Origin of the sequence: Pelagibacterium sediminicola (assembly GCF_003390885.1) — a bacterium.
GTDB classification, from domain to species: domain Bacteria; phylum Pseudomonadota; class Alphaproteobacteria; order Rhizobiales; family Devosiaceae; genus Pelagibacterium; species Pelagibacterium sediminicola.
Genome location: NZ_QMEL01000012.1, coordinates 44,793 through 58,852 on the forward strand (window position 1 = coordinate 44,793; position 14,060 = coordinate 58,852).

General features: G+C 63.6%; 15 protein-coding genes. 10 read left to right on the forward strand and 5 right to left on the reverse strand.

The window, feature by feature from the left end; all coding sequences use genetic code 11:
* Positions 1-113 precede the first annotated feature (113 nt).
* Positions 114-662 (forward strand): thermonuclease family protein, encoded by a 549-nt coding sequence (locus DQG18_RS14785; protein WP_245958483.1) that lies wholly within the window; start codon positions 114-116, stop codon positions 660-662.
* A 1-nt stretch (position 663) separates the two neighbouring features.
* Here DQG18_RS14785 and DQG18_RS14790 read toward each other — a convergent pair whose 3' ends face one another.
* On the reverse strand, positions 664-873 hold the full coding sequence (locus DQG18_RS14790; protein ID WP_116655016.1) for a SlyX family protein: 210 nt from the start codon (positions 871-873) through the stop codon (positions 664-666).
* Between the two features lie 131 nt (positions 874-1,004).
* On the opposite strand from DQG18_RS14790, the gene DQG18_RS14795 reads away from it, so the two are divergent.
* On the forward strand, positions 1,005-1,961 hold the full coding sequence (locus DQG18_RS14795; protein WP_116655017.1) for a PfkB family carbohydrate kinase: 957 nt from the start codon (positions 1,005-1,007) through the stop codon (positions 1,959-1,961).
* Positions 1,962-2,100: 139 nt separating this feature from the next.
* On the opposite strand, the gene DQG18_RS14800 is transcribed toward DQG18_RS14795, so the two are convergent.
* On the reverse strand, positions 2,101-3,690 hold the full coding sequence (locus tag DQG18_RS14800; protein ID WP_116655018.1) for an L-aspartate oxidase: 1,590 nt from the start codon (positions 3,688-3,690) through the stop codon (positions 2,101-2,103).
* Positions 3,691-3,812: 122 nt separating this feature from the next.
* Here DQG18_RS14800 and DQG18_RS14805 point away from each other — a divergent pair, with 122 nt between their 5' ends.
* A complete protein-coding gene (locus DQG18_RS14805) occupies positions 3,813-4,109 on the forward strand; it encodes a GNAT family N-acetyltransferase (RefSeq protein ID WP_116655019.1) in 297 nt (98 codons plus the stop codon).
* Positions 4,110-4,284: 175 nt separating this feature from the next.
* Here the strand turns inward: DQG18_RS14805 and nadA are convergent, their stop codons facing one another.
* Positions 4,285-5,352 carry a quinolinate synthase NadA gene (gene nadA, locus DQG18_RS14810; RefSeq protein ID WP_116655020.1) on the reverse strand — a complete coding sequence of 356 codons (1,068 nt, stop codon included), beginning with the start codon at positions 5,350-5,352 and terminating at the stop codon, positions 4,285-4,287.
* Between the two features lie 137 nt (positions 5,353-5,489).
* On the opposite strand from nadA, the gene eda reads away from it, so the two are divergent.
* The 4 genes from eda (at position 5,490) to modB (ending at position 7,995) form a co-directional block, all read left to right on the forward strand.
* Positions 5,490-6,125, forward strand: coding sequence for a bifunctional 4-hydroxy-2-oxoglutarate aldolase/2-dehydro-3-deoxy-phosphogluconate aldolase (gene eda, locus DQG18_RS14815; RefSeq protein ID WP_116655021.1), 636 nt, complete (start codon positions 5,490-5,492; stop codon positions 6,123-6,125).
* Positions 6,126-6,129: 4 nt separating this feature from the next.
* Entirely contained in the window at positions 6,130-6,504 is a 375-nt protein-coding gene (locus DQG18_RS14820) for a winged helix-turn-helix domain-containing protein (RefSeq protein ID WP_116655022.1), read from the forward strand.
* Positions 6,505-6,573: 69 nt separating this feature from the next.
* Entirely contained in the window at positions 6,574-7,311 is a 738-nt protein-coding gene (gene modA, locus DQG18_RS14825) for a molybdate ABC transporter substrate-binding protein (protein WP_116655035.1), read from the forward strand.
* Entirely contained in the window at positions 7,312-7,995 is a 684-nt protein-coding gene (gene modB / locus DQG18_RS14830) for a molybdate ABC transporter permease subunit (protein WP_116655023.1), read from the forward strand. It begins immediately after the preceding gene.
* A 148-nt stretch (positions 7,996-8,143) separates the two neighbouring features.
* Here modB and DQG18_RS14835 read toward each other — a convergent pair whose 3' ends face one another.
* Positions 8,144-9,484 carry an MFS transporter gene (locus DQG18_RS14835; protein WP_116655024.1) on the reverse strand — a complete coding sequence of 447 codons (1,341 nt, stop codon included), beginning with the start codon at positions 9,482-9,484 and terminating at the stop codon, positions 8,144-8,146.
* A 254-nt stretch (positions 9,485-9,738) separates the two neighbouring features.
* Positions 9,739-10,164, reverse strand: a complete 426-nt coding sequence (locus DQG18_RS14840; protein ID WP_116655025.1) for a MarR family winged helix-turn-helix transcriptional regulator — start codon at positions 10,162-10,164, stop codon at positions 9,739-9,741.
* A 143-nt stretch (positions 10,165-10,307) separates the two neighbouring features.
* On the opposite strand from DQG18_RS14840, the gene DQG18_RS14845 reads away from it, so the two are divergent.
* The 3 genes from DQG18_RS14845 to DQG18_RS16425 are packed head-to-tail and all read left to right on the forward strand — an operon-like array spanning position 10,308 to position 13,557.
* The gene (locus DQG18_RS14845) at positions 10,308-11,111 is read left to right on the forward strand and encodes a creatininase family protein (RefSeq protein ID WP_245958484.1); all 804 of its coding nucleotides are present in this window, start codon (positions 10,308-10,310) and stop codon (positions 11,109-11,111) included.
* On the forward strand, positions 11,111-12,019 hold the full coding sequence (locus DQG18_RS14850; protein WP_198669790.1) for a LysR family transcriptional regulator: 909 nt from the start codon (positions 11,111-11,113) through the stop codon (positions 12,017-12,019). The genes DQG18_RS14845 and DQG18_RS14850 overlap by 1 nt, the downstream gene beginning before the upstream one ends.
* A complete protein-coding gene (locus tag DQG18_RS16425; protein WP_116655028.1) occupies positions 12,016-13,557 on the forward strand; it encodes a HoxN/HupN/NixA family nickel/cobalt transporter in 1,542 nt (513 codons plus the stop codon). Before DQG18_RS14850 ends, DQG18_RS16425 begins: the two co-directional genes overlap by 4 nt.
* The last annotated feature ends 503 nt before the right edge of the window (positions 13,558-14,060 follow it).

The window sequence follows — 14,060 nt, forward strand, 5'->3', positions numbered from 1 at the left end:
TATCGGCAGGTAAAGCCGTACGCAACGCTACCGGTCCGTAGCCCTCCCGATTGCGCTTACCCGATCTTAGGACACCCCCGATACCGTTCCTTGGGCGCAATCTGGAGGCCGGGGTGAACAAATCGACGCAATTCGGGCGGCAGCGGGCAAGGGGGGCGGGCCGGACTCATCAGCCGGTCCGTTGGCCGGTGCCCGAATTCCTTCTCGCCGCCCTCGCGGTCGGGGCGCTTGCCTATGTGGCGCTCGAACGCGGATTCGTGTCCATCCCGTTCGACAGGGCGCCCCTTGCCAGCGCCGCGCCGCGCGGCGAGGCGATCGATCGGCACTTTGCTCCGTGCAGCGGGGCGGGCGGCACCTGCGTCATCGATGGCGATACCATCCGGGTGGAGGGCGTCTCGATCCGCATCGCCGATATCGATACCCCGGAAGTGCGCAATTACGGCTGCCCGCAGGAACTGGCGCTGGGGCAGGCGGCAACGGTGCGCCTCGTTGCGCTGCTCAACCAGGGCCCGTTCATTGCCACGCCTTATTCGCGCGACGAGGACGTCTATGGCCGCAAGCTGCGCATCCTCGAACGGGACGGCCAATCGCTGGGCATGGTGCTGGTTAGCGAAGGGCTGGCCCGGGCATGGGACGGCGCCCGGCGCGACTGGTGCGTTTAGTTCAATAATGGGGCGGGGGCGGTTCTTTTTCGCCGGTTCGCGCCAGAAGCTCGACCGCCGCCATCTGGTCGTCGATCCGTGCGATGAGGCGTTTGAGGCGGTCGATCTCGCGCCATTGATCGGCGATCACCGTATTAAGATCGTCGATTGTGCGGTCCTGATGGGCGGCGCGAATCTCCAGCGCCTCGATGCGGTCTTCAAGCCCGGTCATCGCGGCTCCTTTCCGGTAAGATTCGGTCTTTTCCCATCACCTAGCGCAAAGCGTGGATCGGCGCCCGCACAAAGTTGCCAATCGGCCAAGCCAATTCTATAGATCGCGCAGCGGATAGAGGGATTTTGACGATGCTGGTTGTGGCGGGGGAAAGTCTGGTCGATCTGGTGGCACAGCCACAGGCGGCGGGCGAACCATTGACGATGGGCGCCCATGCGGGCGGATCGCCCTATAACTGCGCGATTGCGCTGGCACGGCTGGGAAATGAGACAGGGTATCTATGCCCGATCTCGACCGACACGTTCGGGGACCTGCTTTTGGGGCCGCTCGAAGCGGCGGGCGTGAGGCAACTGGTCGCCGAGCGTTCGTCCGCCAATACGACGCTCGCCGTGGTGACGCGCAACACCAAGGGTCTTCCGGCCTACGCCTTTTATCGGCAGGGGACGGCCGAGCGCGACATATCGGTTGCAAAGCTCAACGCCTCGCTGCCCCAAAAGATCGATCTTTTCCAGATCGGGGGATTTCTGCCCATCGAGCCCGAGGATTTTACCGTCTGGTCCGCAGTGATAGGGGCGGTTGCCGCGGCGGGAACGATCATCTCGATCGATCCCAATGTGCGCCCGAGCCTCATTTCCGATTTTGCGGGCTATAAATCCCGGCTTTCGGCTTTTCTCGACCTTGCCCATATCATCAAGGTTTCCGACGAGGATCTTGACCATCTCGATACATCGCTCACGATCGAGCAGCACGCCGAGGCGCTCCTGGCGCGGCCCAATGCCGAACTGGTCGTCGTAACGCTGGGGGAAAACGGCTCGCGCGCCTTTACGCGCAACGCGTCGGCCCGAGCGCCCATTCATGCTCCGCCGGTTTTCGGGGATACGGTGGGGGCCGGGGACAGCCTGATGGCGGGGGTCCTCACCGCGCTGGCCGACCGCGATGCGCTGGCGGCGGGCCGGCTCGGCGCGCTCGATGCGAAGGCGCTCGAAGCGGTGTTGCGATTCGGTTCGGTTACGGCGGGACTCAACTGCGGCCACCATGGCTGCAACCCGCCCAGGCGGGCCGAGGTCGAGGCGGTGCTGGCCGTTTAAATCGCCTCCCTCTTGCTTCTCCGGCGAAAGCCGGAGTCCACTTCTTGACATTCGGGTTGCGTGGAGAATTCGCTCTGGATCCCGGCGTTCGCCGGGAAAGAGAGGGGAGGGTGTGAGGCTGCTTTCGTCAAAATTCCCCTCAGGCCCGGGCCCTTATGCTGAGCGCCTCATCGAGCGTCATTTCCGTATGTGTCTGCCAGTTGGCGTCGGTTTGCGGGAAATCGGTCCTGAAATGGCCGCCCCGGCTTTCGGTGCGCCGGAGCGCGCCGGCGGCGACCAGCGTGGCGGCGGTTGTCATGTTGAGATAGGCGCGGGTGACGCCCTGCGCGGTTTCTTCCAGTTCGAGGATGGTGCGCAGCGCCGTCTTCAGCCCCTCCCCATTGCGCTCGACGCCCACGAAATCGCTCATCGTTTCGCGCAGATCGCGCACGGCCTTGAGGTTGCGCAGGATCGTTTCCGCCTCCGCGCCCTTCGCCGCGTCCCATGCGATGCCGTCGAAAGGGGGTAGGGCGGCCCTTGCCGGTTCGAGGCCGGAAATGTCTTGTGCGATGCGCGCGCCGTAAACGATGGCTTCGAGGAGTGAATTGGAGGCCAGCCGGTTGGCGCCGTGAAGCCCCGTGCATGAGGCTTCGCCGCACACCCACAGGCCTGGAAGCGAGGAGCGCCCGTCGGCATCCACCTTCACCCCGCCCATATGATAGTGGGCTGCCGGGGTGACTGGGATGGGATCGATCATTGGATCGATCCCGGCCCTGGCGCAATACTGGACGACGGTGGGATAGGCATCGAGGATACGTGCGCCCAGCGCCGCGCGTGTATCGAGGTAAACCCTGTGGCCGTTCCTGATCTGCCGGAAGCTGGCGCGGGCGACGATATCGCGCGGGGCCAGTTCGGCGTCGGGGTGCTCGTCCATCATGAACCGTTCGCCGCGTTCGTTGACGAGGGTCGCGCCTTCCCCGCGCAGGGCTTCGGTGGCGAGCGGGGCGGGGTCCTCGCCGGTCAGAATCGCGGTGGGGTGGAACTGTACGAATTCGGGGTCGGCGATGATGGCGCCCGCCCGCGCCGCCATGCCCATGGCGTGCCCGCGCACCGAGGGCGGATTGGTGGTGACGGCATAAAGCCCGCCCAGACCGCCGGCGGCCAGCACCGTGGCGCGGGCGCGGATGAAGACCGGCTCGACATAGCGATCCCCCAGCTTGCGGCAGAAAACTCCCACCACGCGCCCTTCGGCGCGGGCGAGGTCGACGGCGGTGATGCCCTCGACCACGCGGATCGAGGGGGTTTTCCGCACCTGGGCGATGATCGCCTGCATGATGGCGTGCCCCGCCCGGTCGCCGGAAACGCGCACCACGCGGTTGGCCGAATGGGCCGCCTCGCGGGAAAGGACGAACTGGCCCAGCGCGTCCCTGTCGAACGGGGTGCCCCAGCGGGCAAGATCGTCGATGCGCGCGGCGGCTTCGGCGGTCACCGATTCGGCGATGCCGTGGTCGACGATCCCCGCGCCCGCCATTTCGGTGTCGCGGGCGTGGGCCGTAGCGGTATCGCCCTTGCCCACGGCAGCGGCGACCCCGCCCTGCGCCCAGCTCGAAGAGGCGCCATTGCCCAGCGGCATGGGAGACAGAACGGTGACGGGCCGGGGGCTGAGCTTCAATGCGCAAAACAGCCCCGCAAGCCCCGCCCCGACGATCACGACGCCTTCGGCGTTGAACGTATTGTCAAAGATTTCCATATGCGTCCCCCGGCATCAGGAGGGACGGGTTTAGGCGCGTCAAACCGGCTTGGCAAGCATGGGGGCGAGGCTTGTGCCGGGTCATGCTGCTGCTAGACTTGGCTCGCAACAGGAGAAAGCCGATGAGCGATCCGGACCGGAATTTCACCGTCGAGCGCGAGGACGGCCCGTCCAAGGGCCGCTATGTCGTACGTGTCGATGGCCATGAGGCGGAGATGACCTACACCCGGGTCGGAACCCGCCAGATCATCATCGACCACACAAGCGTCCCCGACGCGCTGCGCGGCATGCGGATCGGGCAGGCGCTGGTTGAACGCGGGGTCGAGGACGCACGTGCGGAAGGGATAAAAATCATTCCCCTCTGTCCCTTCGCCAAGGCCCAGATCGCGCGGCACAAGGAATGGCAGGACGTGGTTTAGGGAGTTTTGAAGGGGGCGGCCTGTTCCGGCGATCAGGGCTGGATCGCGCTGGACTCCGGGAACGAGCCCCGGAATGACATTGGTGATCTTGGCCGATACCCGCCCCATGCCCGCTTGTCACCCCGGGATTTATTCCCGGGGACCAGAGCGATTTTAGCGACAACCGCCGGACCTCTCACTCTTTCTGCGCCGACATCTCGATCATCCGCTCCACCGAGGCCCGTGCGGGCTCCATCAATTCCTCGGCAATGGTCACCTCCTCGGTGCCCGTATGCAGGCTCCAGAGGATGTTTTCGAGATTGATGCGCTTCATGTGCGGGCAGATGTTGCAGCCGCGCAGGAACGATACGCCTTCCGTCTCGGCGGCGACGTTATCGCTCATCGAGCATTCGGTGACCATCACCACCTTGGCGGGCTTTTCGGTCTTGACCCAGTTGATCATGCCCGAGGTCGATCCGGCGAAATCCACCGCATCGATCACTTCGGGGGGGCATTCGGGGTGGGCAATGATCTTTGCGCCCGGATAGGCGGCGCGCAATTCGGCGATGTCGCCGGCGGTGAAGGTTTCGTGCACCTCGCAGGCGCCCGCCCAGGTGATGATCTTCTTTTTGGTCTTTTTGGCGGTGTTCTGCGCCAGATACTGGTCGGGGATCATGATGACCGTGTCGCCCTTGACCGCCTCGACGATCTGGAGGGCGTTCGATGAGGTGCAGCACACATCGGTCTCGGCCTTCACGGCGGCGGAGGAGTTGACATAGGTCACCACCGGCACGCCGGGATAGCTGGCGCGCATGGCGCGCACGTCGTCGGCGGTGATCGAGGCGGCGAGCGAGCACCCGGCGCGGCTGTCGGGGATAAGTACCGTCTTTTGCGGGTTGAGCAGTTTGGAGGTCTCGGCCATGAAGTGTACGCCGCACTGGACGATGATGTCGGCCTCGACCCGCGTTGCCTCGATCGCCAACTGGAGGCTGTCGCCCACCACGTCCGCGACCCCGTAATAGATTTGCGGGGTCTGGTAATTATGGGCGAGGATGACGGCGTTCTTTTCTTTCTTGAGCCGGTTGATCTCGAAAATCAGCGGCGCGAAAAACGGCCACTCGACTTTGGGGATGCGGTCGCGGACCTTCTCGAAGATCGGGCGGGTCGCCTTTTCAATCGCCTTTGAGAATTTGAGATCGAAGGTGTCGGCAAGGACGGCGCGCGCGTCCTCCATCGGTGTGATCGCGTTGATTTGCTGGATCATTGCTGGCCCCTCAATGAGAGAAAAGAGCAGCCGCCCACGCGACCGGCCCTGTACTTAGGCAGTTTCGGTTCCCAATTCAATAAAACGCATGTTAGAGGGAGCCCCATGGAGTTCGACTTTCGTTGGAGACGGATCGCATGGCGCAGGACGTAAACAAGCTCAAGACCATCCTTTCGGCGGCCCCCGTCGTGCCGGTCATCATCCATGACGACGTTTCGAGCGCCCGCGCGCTGGCCGAGGCGCTGGTGGCGGGTGGGCTCGTCAATCTCGAAGTGACGCTGAGGACGCCCAACGCGCTCAAGGTGATGGCGGAAATGGCAAAGGTTCCCGGCGCCGTGGTCGGCTCGGGCACCTGCCGTACGCTCGAAGACCTCAAGGCCTCCCAGGATGCAGGCTGCCAGTTCATGGTCTCGCCCGGCGCGCCGGTGGCTTTACTGGAAGCCGCCGAACACGTCTCGATCCCGCTGTTGCCCGGCATTGCGTCGCCCACCGAGGCGATGGCCGCTTCCCTCATGGGCTATACCTATCTCAAATTCTTCCCCGCCGAGGCGATGGGCGGGGCGCCGGTGCTCAAATCCTTTGCCTCGCCGCTCCCGGACCTCATTTTCTGCCCGACCGGGGGCATCACCATAGCGAATGCGCCGACCTATCTTGGCCTCCCCAACGTCATCTGCGTGGGCGGTTCGTGGGTAGTGCCCGAGGCGGCGATCAAGGCTGGGGATTTCGAGTCCGTCCGCCGTCTTGCAGCGGAAGCCGCCGGGCTCGCCCGCTAGCGCGATGAAGCGCCCGGTTCCTGCATCCGGCCTCGGTCACTTGCGGGTGACGCTCGATGAGGATGCCTATGTCGGGCCGGGACGGGCCGATCTTCTCGAGCTTATCGAGAAGACCGGCTCGATCTCGGCGGCGGGCAAGGCGATGGGCATGAGCTACAAGCGCGCCTGGGGACTGGTGCAGGCCCTCAATGCAGGATTCGGCGCGCCGCTGGTCGAGACCGTACGCGGCGGGGCAGCGCAGGGCGGGGCGGAACTGACCGCGCTCGGGCATAAAGTGCTGGCCCATTACCGCGCCATGCAGGACAAGACCGCAGCGGCGATCGCCGAGGACGTCGCCGCGCTCCGCGCGCTCAAGAGCGATATTGCCGAAAAGAAATAGCGCATTGCCTTGCGTGCCGCCGCGCGGTAACAAATCGATATGTTCAACAAAACATATCGGTGCGGCCCCATGACCAGCGCAAAGCCCCTCATCCTTTCCGCCCTTGTTGCCCTTCTTGCCGTTCCCGCCTTTGCGCAGGATGCGCAGATCGCGGTCGCCGCCAATTTCACCGCCGCGGCCGAAGAGCTGGGCGCGGCCTTTGCCGAGGAAACCGGGCAGACGATCGGGTTCAGCTTCGGGGCGACCGGCGCGCTCTACACCCAGATCATCCAAGGGGCGCCCTTCGATGCGCTGCTTTCCGCCGACGCTGCAACCCCCGCCCGGCTGGCCGATGAGGGGCATAGCGATGGCAAAAGCATTTTTTCCTATGCCATCGGCAAGCTGGTGCTGTTCTCGACTATCGAAGGGCTGGTCACCGGCCCTGAGAGTCTTGAAGGCGAGTTCGCCAACATCGCGATCGCCGAACCGGCCGCCGCGCCCTATGGCGCCGCCGCCATCGAAACGCTCGATGCGCTGGGGCTGACCGAGACGCTGCGGTCCAAATTCGTCATCGGGCAGAATATTTCGCAGACTCATCAGTTCGTCGATACCGGCAATGCCGAACTGGGCTTCGTCGCCTACTCACAGGTCATCGGGCGCGAGGACGGTTCGCAATGGCTGGTCGATGAGACGCTTTACAGCCCCATCACCCAGGATGCGATTCTGCTCTCGACGGATAATGAAGCCGCCGCCGCTTTTCTCGACTTTTTGAGAAGCGGGACGGGGACCGCGATCATCGAAAGCTATGGGTACGCGGTGGCGGAGTAGATGCAGCTTTTCTGGGATATCTGGCCCGCCGTCCGGCTGACGGTATCGCTGGCGTTCGTCACGACCGTCATCCTGCTTGTCCTCGGTACGCCCATCGCGTGGTGGCTGGCGCGCTCGAAATCGCGCTGGACGGTGGTGGTCAACGCGTTGGTGGCGCTGCCGCTGGTGCTGCCCCCTACGGTACTGGGGTTTTACATGCTCATCCTGCTCGGTCCCAGTGGGCCGGGCGGATGGCTGGCCTCGTTCTGGGGCGCGCGCACGCTGGCCTTCACCTTCACGGGACTGGTCATCGGATCGGTCTTTTATTCGCTGCCCTTCGTCGTCCAGCCGCTGCGCAATACGTTCGCCGCCATCGGCAAGGAGCCGCTCGAAGCGGCGTTTTCGCTCGGGTTCGACTTCAGGAAGGCATTCGTGCTCGTCATCCTGCCGCTGGCCCGGCCCGGTTATCTGACGGCGGCAGTGCTGGGCTTTGCCCATACGGTGGGCGAGTTCGGCGTCGTGATGATGATCGGCGGCAATATTCCGGGCCGCACCAAGGTGCTCTCGATTGCCATCTTCGACTATGTCGAGCAATTGCGCTGGACCGAAGCCCATATCGTTGCGTTCGGCATGCTGATCTTTGCGTTCTTCACCCTGGCCCTCACCATGGGCGCCGACCGCCGGGCAAGCAGGCTTGGGCCTTAGGGCCAGTCCCCCCTCATCCGACCCGGCTTTGCCGGGCCACCTTCTCCCACGAGGGGAGAAGGGGAACCGTGGGGTGGCCATCTTTGCCCCCTCTCCCCTCGTGGGAGAGGGGTGGGGGGTGAGGGGGCTGCGGTGCCCCCTATATACGCTAAGCCGGCCTCGTATCGTCCCTCAGTTCTCCACTGTCGGGCACCCCGAGATAAAAGGCCGACAGCCGGCGATAGGCTTTGGAGGCAAAGGCCAACAACGTCACGGCAACGCCAATCAGGCCCGCAACGGTAAAGACCAGCGCCATGCCGCGATCGGGCCCGGTGCCGAACCAGCCCCCGATGGTCCGCGCGCCCGCCCCGTCGGTCATGAAGGGGATGACGATGAACTGGGTGTAGGGCCCGATGAGAAAGGCCGTCAGCGGGGAGGCGGCCTGTTCGATCGACTGGGCAAAGCCGAAGACCCGCCCCTGCCGCTCGAGCGGGACCACTTTTTGCAGCGTCGTGTGCTCGGCCGCTTCGGCGGCCGGGCCGAGCAGCATCCAGACGAAACACCCGGCGACCAGCAGCCAGAAATTGGGCTGGATGGTAAAGACGCAGCACACGCTCCAGGTGATGAGGTTGACCATCAGAAGCGTCTTGAGCGGGTTCCTGCCCAGCCCGTAGCGCGAGATGACGAGTCCGGAAATGATAAAGCCGGTCGACAGCACCGCGAAGGTCAGGCCCCAGATCTCGACCGAAACCAGCGATAGCCCATAGGCATCGAGCAGCGCCATGAAGATGCCGCCCAGGAAATTGTTGAAGGTCGAAAAAAAGATCAGCGCGAACAGCCCCGGCACGGCGGCGATGACGGCGATGGTGCCGGCTATGTCCACCCTTTTGGGTTCCTGCGGCGCGTTCTGGGCCGGAACGGGGCGGTCCTCGTCGATCCGGATGCCCAGAAGATGGAAGAAAACCAGTCCCGTGGCGCCAAGCGCGATGATTAGCGTGAGGTACATGCCGCCCCAGGCAACCAGAAAGCCCGAAATGGCCGAGGTGATGAGAAAGCCGATGCCGCTCACCATGCCCACCAGCCCGTTGGCCTTGTCGCGCTCTTCGGCGGGGATGAGGATGGTGACGAGGGTAGGGAGCGCAATCGCGCGGATGTTACCCGCGATCACCCCCAGCATCACCAGCAGCACGAAGGTCCAGAGATAAATTCCGTAGGGGTCGGCAAAGGCGCCTTCGGGCGCTGCGAGGACCATCACGAAAGCGGCGGCATAGAAAATGAACGAAACGAGGCTCGAGCCCAGCATCGAGATCTTCTTGCCGTTGTGGTCGACGATGGAACCCAGCCAGAAGCCCAGCCCGGCGGTGAACACCAGATAGATACCCGCTACCATGCCCGTGGCGAACACCGATTGGGTCTCGATGAAGATCCAGAAGGTTATGGCGAACCAGACGGTGAAATTGGTGATGTTGGCAACGAGGTTGTTGCCGAGAATTCGATGGAAGGGCGTCATGGCGGATGTCCGGATTTGGGGGGCGGAACCTATGGGAGCCGCCCCCGATGCGCAACCGTATTTTTAGAACACGTCCAACCTATGACCAAGGCGGATTGCAGATGCCGATATCACCCGTTTCACCGCAGGGTTGCCGCCCATGCTGACCATTGTGCGTAAGGAGATAGCCAAGCAAAGGAAACACCCTCCCCTTGATGGGGAGGGCTGGGGTGGGGTGAAGCCACGCGCACTGACATGAAATGCGATAGGCGCTCTTAAAACCGCAACAGGCCGATGATGCGCTTGAGGCCCTTGCGCAGATGCTTGTGCCGTTTATCGCCGAGGTCCTCGGCCAGCACGGTTTCGAGGTGCCGCCAGTGCTCCTCGATCGATTGCCGCATCAGGTGCCCCTGTTGGGAGAGCCGTGCGCCGGGCTCCATCTCTGGCCCCACGGCAAGGCGCAGCAGCAATCCCTTGTCCTCGAGCCGGCGCAATATCGCGGCCAGTCCGTCCGTATCGAGCCCGGTGAATTCGGCCAGCGCCGCGATGGTCGTGCCGCCCGTGTCCTTGAGCCCGAGCAGCACTGCATCGTCACCCGCTTCCAGTCCGCGCGCGGCGAGCGGTGCAAGCAGCGCCTGCCGGGCCAGATGGCCGGCTTCGATCAGGCGATAGAGCGTGGAGGCGGACGGTTTTTTCGACATGACAGACTGAAATAGAGGATCGCGCGAAAAAGGTCGAATCACCGATAGTGGCAAAGTTAACCGGATGGGGCCGCTGTTCGTCGTGGGCGCACAAGCTAAGTCTCATCGTTCGTGGGATGCTGCCGCAAAAGGAGACACTCGTCTTGCCGCTTGTCCATCTCGATACGCTCGACGGGCTCGACGCCGTTCCGGTGAACGGGCGTACCATTGCCATCCTGCCCGTGGCGGCGACCGAGGCGCATGGCCCCCATCTTCCCGCTTCCACCGACTGCGACATTGCCGCCGGCCATCTGGGCGCGCTCGGGCCTTATCTCGATGGAGGGATCGATGCGGTGGTGCTGCCTATCCAGACCATCGGGGCCTCTGACGAGCATGGGCGGTTCGACGAGACCAAAAGCCTTCCCGTCGCCTCGCTGATCGCCCGCTGGTTCGGGATCGCCAGCCACTTTGCGGCGGCGGGCGGGCGGCGGCTGGTCATCGTTTCGAGCCATGGCGGCAACACGCCAACGGTCGATGCCGTCATTTTGAAGGCAAGGGCGGAGCTCGATATGCTTGCCGTGGGCACGGCCTGGATGCGGTTCGGGTTTCCCGAAGGGCTATATTCGGAACGCGAGCGTAAATACGGTATCCATGGCGGCGCCATCGAGACCGCGCTGATGCTCCATTACCGGCCTGATCTCGTAAAAACCGGGTCAATCGCCGATTTTCCCTCGCGGCTGGAAGCATTGGAGGCCGACATGCTCTATCTATCGGGCTATGGTGCGCACCGGTTCGGCTGGCTTTCGGGCGATCTCAATGAAAAGGGCGTCGTGGGCGATGCGCGGCTGGCGGATCGGGAAAAGGGGGCCATCCATGCGGACCATATTCTCAAGGGTTTTGCGGAGTTGCTCGGCGAGGTCGCGCGGTTCGACCTTGGCTGGCTGAAAGAGGGAAATCGGGGACGATAATGCAGGATCTGGCGCGCATCAGGGCTTTCGTTCAGGTGTACGATGCGGGCGGTTTTTCGGCCGCCGCGCGCGTTCACGGGCGCTCCAAGGCTCTGCTGTCCAAGTATGTCACCGATCTTGAGGATTATCTCGGGGTCCGGCTGATGAACCGCACCACGCGCAAGCTCAGCCTCACCGAAGCAGGGGAGGCCTATTATCGCGAGGTCAACCAGATTCTCTCCCAGCTCGACGACCTCGATGCCTCCATCGCTGAACAGACCGCCGCCCCGCGCGGCATATTGCGGGTATCCGCGCCGCGCAATTTCGGGGAAGCGACGTTGCTCGATCCCCTGTTCGAGTTCGTCAAACTGCATCCAGATGTGACGCTTGATCTGAGGCTCGAGGACCGCATGGTCGATCTGGTTGAGGAGGGGGTCGACGTGGCCCTGCGCATCTCCAGGATGGCCGATTCCTCGCTCATTGCGCGCAAGATCGCCGAAACGACGGTGGCGGTCTGCGCGGCGCCTTCGGTCATCAGGGCGTGTGGCACGCCGGCGACGCCCGAGGCCCTGCGCGGGCTGCCTTGCGTCATCGACACCAACATGACCGGGCAGGCCAACTGGCAGTTTTTTGATGGCAACCGGACGATTTCGGTTCACGTGGATGGGCCTGTGCGCGTCAATTCTCCACAAGGGGCGCTGGTCGCCGCGCAAAAGGGCCTCGGTTTTGCCCTTTTGCCCAGCTTCCTGTCTGACGAGGTGATCGCAAGAGGAGGGCTCGTGCCTGTTCTGACCGACTATCTGCCGAACCGGCCATTCCTGCAGGCGGTCTATCCGCACCGGCGGCACCTCTCGGGCAAGGTGAGGGCGCTGATCGATTTCCTCGTCGATTGGTTCGAGAAAACCCCGGTGGGTTCGCCCTCGAAATGATCCGTATTCTTTTCGGTCTTCTCATCAGCCTTTTCGCGCTGCCCGTGCAGGCGCATCCCCATGTGTGGATCGACGCGCGCGGAGAGGTGTTTTTCGATGATGGTGCAATCGCCGGATTACGCCATCACTGGACGTTCGACCCCTATTTCTCCGCCTGGGCGATCCAGGGGCTCGATACCGATGGCGACGGGGCGTTGAGCGGGGAGGAGCTCCAGCCGCTGGCCGAGGAAAACATCGTCGGGCTTGATTACTACAGCTATTACACCTTTGCCGGATCGTGGGACGATCCGCTGCCCATCGCCGACGCGGTGAACCCTTCCATGGACTATGACGGCGAGCGGCTGACGCTGAGCTTTACGGTGCGCTTTGCCGAGCCGCGCGTGATCGGACGCAGTTTCGACATCGAGGTCGGCGATCCGGAATATTACGCCGCGTTCAGCTTTCCCGAAGCCGGCGCCATCACGCTCGATGGCGCCCCGTCCGATTGCTATGCGGAGGCGCATGCCCCGCTGTCGATCGATCCGGCGCTGGAGGAGGAGCTCTGGATGCTCGGCCCCGACGTCACCGAAATCCCCGCGCATCTGCGCGAGGCGGCGCGCAGCCTTGCCAATCTCGTCACCGTCACCTGTCCGCTCCACGAGCCTGCGACCGCGCTCGAGGCGGTGAACGAAACCGCGCAGGCCAGCCGGCCGCGCACGCTCTTTGCCGCACCGCCCAGCGAACCGGTCATCGCGCCGGGGCAGGGTGGGCTTGTCGGCTGGATCGGGGAACAGCAGCGGGTGTTCTACCGCGCCATGACCGGTGCGCTGGGCGCGCTCCACGAGGACGGCAATGCGTTCTGGATTCTGGGCGGGCTCAGTTTTCTCTATGGCGTCTTTCATGCCGCCGGGCCGGGCCACGGCAAGGTGGTCATCTCGTCCTATGTGCTCGCCAGCGAGCGGCAATTGCGGCGCGGTGTCGTGCTGAGCTTCTTGTCGGCGATGATGCAGGCGGCGGTGGCCATCGGCTTTGTGCTGATCGTTGCAGCCGTGCTGGGGATGACGGCGACGGCCATGAGCGATGCGGCTTACTGGATGATGGTTGCGTCCTATGGGCTCATCGCCCTTTTGGGCGCCTGGCTCGCTGCGAGGCATATCCTTGGTCTGGGGCACCGCCATCACCATGCGCACGATCACGGGCATGACGATGGCTGCGACCATCACGTGGTCAAGCCTGCCCAGACGGCGGGCGACTGGCGGGCGGCGCTGGGCGTCGTCGTTTCTGTCGGCATGCGGCCCTGTTCGGGGGCGCTCGTCGTGCTGGCCTTTGCATTGAGCCAGGGGCTTCTCGCGGCGGGGATCGTTGCGACCCTGATGATGTCGCTGGGTACCGCGCTCACGGTTGCCGCGCTTGCTTCGCTCGCGGTCGGGGCCAAGGGGGTTGCCCTGCGCCTTGCAGGCGGCAACGGGGCGGGCGCGACGATCGTGTGGTGGCTTGAACTGGCCGGGGCGCTCCTTGTCATGGGGTTCGGGCTGGTATTGCTGTTCGCGGCCCTGTGAATAAAAAACGACCTGTTGACTCGGCAATTGGTGCGCCCTATATACCCCATACCGGTGGACGGGGCCTCCAAACCCCCAGCAAATCCGGCCAAGGTTCTGGAAAAAAAGAAGTTTCGATTTTTTCAGAACCGGGTGTTGACAGGCAGATACCTCGGCCCTATATACCCCCAGCGCTGACGACGCGGTGCCCGAACGGGTGTTGCCGAGGCGAGCTTTCAGGAAAGGTTCGGCAGGAACTGCCGGTTGTCAAAACCGGGATGAAAACAGTTTGCGCCGCTTTTTATGAGAGCCGACGAATTTGACGTCCCTTGCGGGATGTCCGCTTTTTGACATTGTTGTTTATTTGGAAGGGAAACGTGGGCTGCGGTTTGTGTTTTTGCCTTTGGATTTAGGTTCAGGGGTTATTTGCGGACACGACTGATACGGTGCACGTTTTTCTATTGAGGTACACTCTTTATTCTGGCGTTTATGCGCTGGAATTGGTGTGTGTCCTCGTCAATGTG

Bases quoted from the DNA above. Each gene is read 5' to 3' on its own strand.
- DQG18_RS14805 (WP_116655019.1), top strand. From the start codon at position 3,813: ATGAGCGATCCGGACCGGAATTTCACCGTCGAGCGCGAGGACGGCCCG.
- DQG18_RS14850 (WP_198669790.1), top strand. From the start codon at position 11,111: ATGCAGGATCTGGCGCGCATCAGGGCTTTCGTTCAGGTGTACGATGCG.
- eda (WP_116655021.1), top strand. From the start codon at position 5,490: ATGGCGCAGGACGTAAACAAGCTCAAGACCATCCTTTCGGCGGCCCCC.
- nadA (WP_116655020.1), bottom strand. From the start codon at position 5,352: ATGATCCAGCAAATCAACGCGATCACACCGATGGAGGACGCGCGCGCC.
- DQG18_RS14795 (WP_116655017.1), top strand. From the start codon at position 1,005: ATGCTGGTTGTGGCGGGGGAAAGTCTGGTCGATCTGGTGGCACAGCCA.
- DQG18_RS14835 (WP_116655024.1), bottom strand. From the start codon at position 9,484: ATGACGCCCTTCCATCGAATTCTCGGCAACAACCTCGTTGCCAACATC.
- modA (WP_116655035.1), top strand. From the start codon at position 6,574: ATGACCAGCGCAAAGCCCCTCATCCTTTCCGCCCTTGTTGCCCTTCTT.
- DQG18_RS14800 (WP_116655018.1), bottom strand. From the start codon at position 3,690: ATGGAAATCTTTGACAATACGTTCAACGCCGAAGGCGTCGTGATCGTC.
- modB (WP_116655023.1), top strand. From the start codon at position 7,312: ATGCAGCTTTTCTGGGATATCTGGCCCGCCGTCCGGCTGACGGTATCG.
- DQG18_RS16425 (WP_116655028.1), top strand. From the start codon at position 12,016: ATGATCCGTATTCTTTTCGGTCTTCTCATCAGCCTTTTCGCGCTGCCC.
- DQG18_RS14840 (WP_116655025.1), bottom strand. From the start codon at position 10,164: ATGTCGAAAAAACCGTCCGCCTCCACGCTCTATCGCCTGATCGAAGCC.
- DQG18_RS14790 (WP_116655016.1), bottom strand. From the start codon at position 873: ATGACCGGGCTTGAAGACCGCATCGAGGCGCTGGAGATTCGCGCCGCC.
- DQG18_RS14820 (WP_116655022.1), top strand. From the start codon at position 6,130: ATGAAGCGCCCGGTTCCTGCATCCGGCCTCGGTCACTTGCGGGTGACG.